This window comes from Occallatibacter sp. (assembly GCF_036502485.1).
Taxonomy (GTDB): Bacteria; Acidobacteriota; Terriglobia; order Terriglobales; family Acidobacteriaceae; genus Telmatobacter.
In genome coordinates, this window is sequence record NZ_DASXYM010000089.1 from 1 (window position 1) to 5,858 (window position 5,858).

Sequence of the window (5,858 nt, forward strand, 5' to 3'; positions counted from 1 at the left end):
TCCAGCTCACGCACGACAATCCGCAGCACGGACTCGAGCACTTCTTCTTCGCGGATGGTCGCGTGCACCTGCCGGGAAGCCTCAAGCAGCGCCTGCAGGCGAAAGACCTGCTGCTGCAGATCGATGGTCTCGTTGTGATCCGGAAGATGGATTCCTGTCCCCATTCGGCTCGACTCCTGTGGACCTTCAATCTACCACGGGCAAAGAGCGGCTCGAAATGCCCAGCTTCCATGTGGGGACGCTCGATGGCGGCGCGGCGGATCTCCGCGAGGACGGAGGGATTGCCGTGTTCTTACGGGTGCAATTGCTGGATGGCGTTGGCCAGTTCCCCGGGATGGAAGCCGAACGGCCCCGGCTTGCTCTTGTAAAGGACCTTACCGCCGCGGTCAATGAGGTACAACCGGTCCGGCCAGCCCGTATAGGCTGCCTCTACGCGGTTGTCGATCCCGTCCACGAGCGCCGGAAACTTGATACCGAGTTTCCGCCAGCAGGCAATGGCTACTCCGGTACGCTCGGCGTCGTTCTTCGGAGTGGCAAACAGCACCCTGTCGCGCACATTGGATTGCATCTGCCACACGTCGGTGGGATGCGCTTCAAGAATATAGATCGCGTAGAAATCGACCTTGCCGCGATACTGCTCCGACAGCTTGTTGAGGGCGGGAACCTCCCGCCGAAAAGGCGGTCACGTATAGCTGCCGAAAACCAGCGCTACGGGCCGGTCCTTCCACAGAGCGGCGAGTTCCACGGGCGCCTCGGCGCCCTGCAACTCTCTCACGGTGAAGTCCGGAGAGGCATCTCCCGGATTCAGGCGCCCGGCGCGGGCGCGGCCCCACAGCGTCTCAAACGGCAGAACGAAGAAGGCGGGCATGGGCATTTTGGCCATCACTCCGCCAAACACCTCGGGCGACTGGTGCATAGCCCAGTTCACATAGCTCACCAGGCCAACCCAGCACAGGAAGCAGACAGAAGCACTCACGCCCACCCAGCGCCAGAGGCGCCGGTGCGGCTTCTTTGTTGCCGGAGTTTGGACTGCTGTCGTATCCATGCCGTTGTTCCTTGTTCCTGCTAAGTGGACACCTTATTCATCTCCAGGTAACCCATGGGGGCAATGCCAAAGGCATCGGCCACGCGGTTGAAGAACGCGAACATCGCCGTAATGTACACCGCCTCGGCGATCTGCTCGTCCTTCCAGCCGTGGTCTCGCAGCGCCTGCACATCCTCGTGCGTGGTTTTGTAGGCGGCCTCGGTGACCTTCTGCACGTAATCGAGAAGCGCCCGCTGCGCCGGGGTCAGCTCCGCGGCATCGAGATCGCCCTTTGCGATTGCCTGTACTGTCTTTTCTTCGGCTCCCTGAACACGCAGGAAGTAGGCATGGGAGTCCAGTCAATATGGACAGCGGTTCAGATAGGACACCCAGCTTGCGATGGCCTCTTTGGTCCTGCGGTCCAGGTGCCCCTCGGAGAAGTGCACGGTGTCGCCGAACTTCATCACGTCGCGCAGAAAGTCAGGCCGGTGGCTGAAGCACTTCAGGATGCCCGGCATCATGGCGCGGCCTGATTTGGCGCGCCACTCGTCATAGACAGCGGCCACCTCGCCGGCAGCGTCGCGGTCTTCAATGACCGGAATCTTCAGCTCTTCGTTTGGAACCTGTTCAGGCATAGCTTGAAGGGGAATCTCTGAGTGACCGAACTATAGCATGGGGATTCTTCGCACATATCCATCCTTTGGTTGGGCGATCCCGGAGAGCGGCTCCCCGAAATAGCCAGGTTGACACCGGAGCGGAGGCGCTCTACATTGAACCGGCCGGTTATTTAACCGGGTGGTTTATTAACGATGCAGGATCAGCTCAGCCACACATTCGCGGCACTCGCCGATCCGACGCGCCGCGCGATCCTTGCGCGTCTGGCCATCGCGCCGCAACGCAGCCTTTTCAAACAGGAGCCAATCATGACGACCGCTGAAGTTCAATTCGGATCTGCTGCTGAGCGCATTGACGCCAAGGTCAGGGAGCTTGGCGACTGGCGCGGAGAGATGCTCGCAAAGGTCCGCGATCTCATCCACGCAGCCGATCCTGAAATCGTTGAAGAGTGGAAGTGGGCCAAGGCCACCAATCCAGGCACTCCGGTCTTCTCGCATGGCGGCATTGTCTGCACCGGCGAGACGTATAAGAGCGTGGTGAAGCTCACGTTCGCGCGCGGAGCGTCTTTGCCCGACCCGGAGGGCCTGTTCAATTCCAGCCTGGACGGGAATGTCCGGCGCGCGGTCGATCTCCATGAGAACGACAAGATCAACGAGGCTGCCTTGAAGGATCTGATACGCGCAGCCGTGGCCCTCAATCTTGCTTCCAAAAGCAAGCCTCGACCGGCGTCCAAAAAGGCATCGCCAAAGGGCTAAGATTCGGATGCCGTCTACTCGTCCAGCACCCACGTGTTGTCGGGATTGTACTCCGTGACCGCAGCCGCCAGCCTGGCTGTATCCGACCCCAGGTCCTTCTCGTACACCACGTCGTCCTGGTTGACGATGAAGGTCATGACGCCGGAGTTGCGATACTCGGCGGGATAGGCCACGAACGCCACGCCGCGGGTCAGTACGCCATTGGTCATGTAGTCGTGCGCGCCCCCTTTGGCAGACGCGCCCTGCCGCGTAAGCATGCGAAAGATGTATCCGTGAAAGGGATTGGGCTGCCCCTGCTTGCGTCGGTAGCCTTCGTCGGAAGCATCGGCAAGCAGGGGGCCGATGGGGCTGGGCGCCTCGTTGTCCGCGGTCTTCCAGTAGAGCCCGTTGTGCTTGCCTTCTTCGCTGAATAACCTGGCGGCATACTGCTTCGTCTTGCCGTCGTCGTGCGGCGCGGAGGCGTACTCCTTCTGCGCCCCGATCAGGGTGTGGAGCACTTCGATCGCATCCACTTCATTGGCGCCAATGCGCCGGTACAGCATCTCCTGCAGGCCGCGCCCCGTATCGAAGTACCATTGCCCTCCGCTGTTCCTGGCCAGAGCAATGGGCATGGGCCAGTTCGCCGCACCCACGTAGAGCGTAGCGGTCTGATCCGGCTCGATCACCACGCGGTGCATCTGCTCATACTGGCGAAGGAATTTATCGATGGCATTCTTATCCGCGACATCGTCGCCGGTGTGGAGAATTTTGGCCGATTGGGAGCCGAAGATCGCATCGAGCGTGGCGTTGTCGCCCTTCTTCACGGCCGTGTAAAGACCCAGGACCGCGTCGCCCGGCGAAGCAAACGTCTTTTCGCCGGAAGACTGGGCGCGCACCCCTGGCTGGTGAAAGCTCAAAACCAGGACCGCTGCGGCAAGAAATGGCACGGCGGAGAGGAGACTGCCCGGCGCTCCGGGAATGTTCCACGAGTGTTTCACCTGGATCCTCCTGATTTGTGGGCTGGAGAGCTGGTTCTGAACGAAGGTGAGCCTCAGCGGCGGCCGCCGCCTCCCCGACTGCGTCCACTGCTGCCAGCTCCGCTGCCGCGGCTCGCGCCGCCTCCTCCTGCGCTGCGATTCGCACCGCCGCTGGGGCGTGCCGAAGCGCTGCTGCCGCCGCGATTGCCGCCGCCATTCAGACTCTGCTGGCCGCGGCTGCTGTTGGCGCGTGCGTTGCCGCCCTGCCCGGAGTTACCCAGCGCATTGTTGCCGGCGCGGTTCGACGATTTATCCCCATAGCCGCGGGCAGCCTGGCGGTCATTGGTGCTTGCACGCGGCTGAGCCGCCTGATTTCTGCCGCCGAAATCCGGCTGCTGCGATGGACGCGCGCCGGCGCTATTGCCGCGGCCGCCGGCAGCCTGATCACCACGACCCTGATTCCCGCGGCCCTGATCTCCGCGGCCCTGATCTCCGAGTCCCGGCTGATTGCGGCCGGAATCGAAACGCGGGCTGCTGCCGAGGTCGCCGCCGCGATCCCCCACGCCTCCGCGTCCCCCGGCGCCGTTGCGGTCTCCCACGCCGTTGCGGCCGCCGGCGCCGTTGCGGTCACCCACTCCGCCGCGATTGCCGGCACCATTGCCAGCCCGATTATTCAGCGGGTTCACCTGGTTGCCACGATTGATATTGCTGGTGTTGCCGTTGTAGTTGGACCGGTTGGAGAAGGTGTTGGACGTGGAGACATAGGTGTTGCGGTTATAGCTGACGCTGGCGTTGTTCCATCCGCAACCCCACGAGTTATAGCCCCATCCACAACAGCCGCCACTCATGGCCGCGCCCACCATCATCCCCACTCCAAACGAGACCAGGCCGGTGGTGACCATGGCGGCGGTGGAGTAGCCCGGATACGGGGCCACCGGCGCGCCATAGACCACCGTCGGGTTATAGCTCGGCACATAGACCACGTTTGGCTGGGAACTTTCGATGACGATGGTTTGGGGCGGGGGCTGGACTACGGTAACTTGCTGGTCGTCGCCGGAGGAGGCCGGCACGGGGGCGGAGGACGGCGCTTCGTTCTGCACGCTGACGTTCTGCTGCGGAGTCGATTTGAGACTCCCTGCCTGCTGCGCGCGCTGACGCATCACCTGTACGGCGTTCATCACGTTCTGCGGAGAGTTGAAGTACGCATCGCCCAGAGCCGAGGTCCACGACAAGTTTTTCGACATCTGATCCAGTACGTCGGGGAACTGGGTCAGGCCTTTCACGCTCACATCCCAGCTTTGCTGATCTACGGCCTGCATGAGCTGCGGGCCCTTGAGCGCGGCATTCTGCTGGACCCAATTCCCGGCCTCGGTGACCTGCTCGGGATAAGTGGCAGCCGCGAGCACCTGGGCCAGGAGCTTGTCAGGAAACAGGGCAATGGGGGCGACCAACTGATAGAGTTCATCGGGCGAGGGCACCGCGTAGGTAGCCGGCGGAGCCTGGGCCTGGGCTTCTTTCTTGCAGCCGTTGAGCCCAATCGAGCTGAACACGAGAGAAGCACACACGAGCGCGGATATCGATTGCCGGCAGTTTGCCATCGTACTTGCTCCAGACGCCGAACGTTACCGGGCCTCGTGGCGGGGACGGAACTGTCAATTGTGTTAGTGCACCCGGCGGGGGGTGACGGGCGACGTGCAGGCAGGCGGTGCTCATTTATCCTTGCCTTTTATGCGCCAGACCCTGTCCGTTGCCATGATCGCCATGAATGAAGAGGCGAACCTGGCCCGCACGCTCGAAACTGTCAAGTGGGCCGACGAAATCATCGTCGTCGACTCCGGCTCTCGCGACCGTACCCTTGAGATCGCGCAGTCCTACGGCGCCCACACCAGCTATCACGCCTTTGGGGGGCACGGCGAGCAGAAGAATGTGGCGCTGGACCTGTGCACGCAGGACTGGATCCTGCTGCAGGATGCGGACGAGCCTCTGACGCCCGAACTCCAGGCCGAAATCCAGGCTCTGCTGTCCGGCGAGCCCCCGTACACCGCTTACTGGGTTCCGCGCCTGAACCTGATCATGGGCCGATGGATGCGCCACGGCGGGTTCTATCCCGACCACAAGCTGCGCCTGTTCAAGCGGGGGGCGGCGCGGCTCAATGAAGGGGTGGGACCGCACTCTACACCCCAGCACCAGGGAGCCAAGGGCAAGCTGAAGCACGACATGCTTCACTATGCCTACCCGAATCTGCCCATCTACCTGGAGCACATGAACCGCTACAGCTCGGAGATTGCGCAGCTTCTGGCCGCGAAGGGACGAACCAGCCCGACGTTCTGGTCTTTTGTGTGGAACTGCCTGCTGAATCCCTGGGCGACGTTCCTCTATAACTACTTCTTCCGATTGGGATTTCTGGATGGGCGCGAGGGCCTGCTGCTGCACCTGAACCATTCCGTGTACATCCATTGGAAGTTCATCAAGGCGTGGTGGATCGGGCGGAAGGGGAGTCTACAGTAG

The 5,858-nt window shown here is 62.2% G+C and carries 7 protein-coding genes and 1 pseudogene; 2 read left to right on the plus strand and 6 right to left on the minus strand.

The window, feature by feature from the left end; genetic code table 11:
- Positions 1–292: 292 nt before the first annotated feature.
- The 4 genes and pseudogenes from VGL22_RS12685 to VGL22_RS12700 all read right to left on the minus strand — a co-directional run.
- Positions 293–670 (minus strand): annotated as a pseudogene (locus VGL22_RS12685) (deiodinase-like protein); the annotation flags it as partial.
- 12 nt (positions 671–682) lie between these two features.
- Complete coding sequence (locus tag VGL22_RS12690; RefSeq protein WP_465267301.1) at positions 683–1,045, minus strand: hypothetical protein; 363 nt, start codon at positions 1,043–1,045, stop codon at positions 683–685.
- A gap of 20 nt (positions 1,046–1,065) precedes the next feature.
- On the minus strand, positions 1,066–1,260 hold the full coding sequence (locus tag VGL22_RS12695; RefSeq protein WP_465267302.1) for a carboxymuconolactone decarboxylase family protein: 195 nt from the start codon (positions 1,258–1,260) through the stop codon (positions 1,066–1,068).
- A 123-nt stretch (positions 1,261–1,383) separates the two neighbouring features.
- Entirely contained in the window at positions 1,384–1,659 is a 276-nt protein-coding gene (locus tag VGL22_RS12700) for a carboxymuconolactone decarboxylase family protein (protein ID WP_465267303.1), read from the minus strand.
- A gap of 288 nt (positions 1,660–1,947) precedes the next feature.
- On the opposite strand from VGL22_RS12700, the gene VGL22_RS12705 reads away from it, so the two are divergent.
- On the plus strand, positions 1,948–2,394 hold the full coding sequence (locus tag VGL22_RS12705; protein WP_465267304.1) for a DUF1801 domain-containing protein: 447 nt from the start codon (positions 1,948–1,950) through the stop codon (positions 2,392–2,394).
- Positions 2,395–2,408: 14 nt separating this feature from the next.
- Here VGL22_RS12705 and VGL22_RS12710 read toward each other — a convergent pair whose 3' ends face one another.
- Both VGL22_RS12710 and VGL22_RS12715 read right to left on the minus strand, forming a co-directional pair.
- Positions 2,409–3,371, minus strand: coding sequence for a DUF2950 domain-containing protein (locus VGL22_RS12710; protein WP_465267305.1), 963 nt, complete (start codon positions 3,369–3,371; stop codon positions 2,409–2,411).
- Positions 3,372–3,424: 53 nt separating this feature from the next.
- Positions 3,425–4,948: a DUF3300 domain-containing protein gene (locus tag VGL22_RS12715; RefSeq protein WP_465267306.1), complete on the minus strand. Its 1,524-nt coding sequence runs from the start codon at positions 4,946–4,948 to the stop codon at positions 3,425–3,427.
- Between the two features lie 130 nt (positions 4,949–5,078).
- On the opposite strand from VGL22_RS12715, the gene VGL22_RS12720 reads away from it, so the two are divergent.
- On the plus strand, positions 5,079–5,858 hold the full coding sequence (locus tag VGL22_RS12720; RefSeq protein ID WP_465267307.1) for a glycosyltransferase family 2 protein: 780 nt from the start codon (positions 5,079–5,081) through the stop codon (positions 5,856–5,858).

Bases quoted from the DNA above. Each gene is read 5' to 3' on its own strand.
- VGL22_RS12690 (WP_465267301.1), bottom strand. From the start codon at position 1,045: ATGGATACGACAGCAGTCCAAACTCCGGCAACAAAGAAGCCGCACCGG.
- VGL22_RS12700 (WP_465267303.1), bottom strand. From the start codon at position 1,659: ATGCCTGAACAGGTTCCAAACGAAGAGCTGAAGATTCCGGTCATTGAA.
- VGL22_RS12705 (WP_465267304.1), top strand. From the start codon at position 1,948: ATGACGACCGCTGAAGTTCAATTCGGATCTGCTGCTGAGCGCATTGAC.
- VGL22_RS12715 (WP_465267306.1), bottom strand. From the start codon at position 4,948: ATGGCAAACTGCCGGCAATCGATATCCGCGCTCGTGTGTGCTTCTCTC.
- VGL22_RS12720 (WP_465267307.1), top strand. From the start codon at position 5,079: ATGCGCCAGACCCTGTCCGTTGCCATGATCGCCATGAATGAAGAGGCG.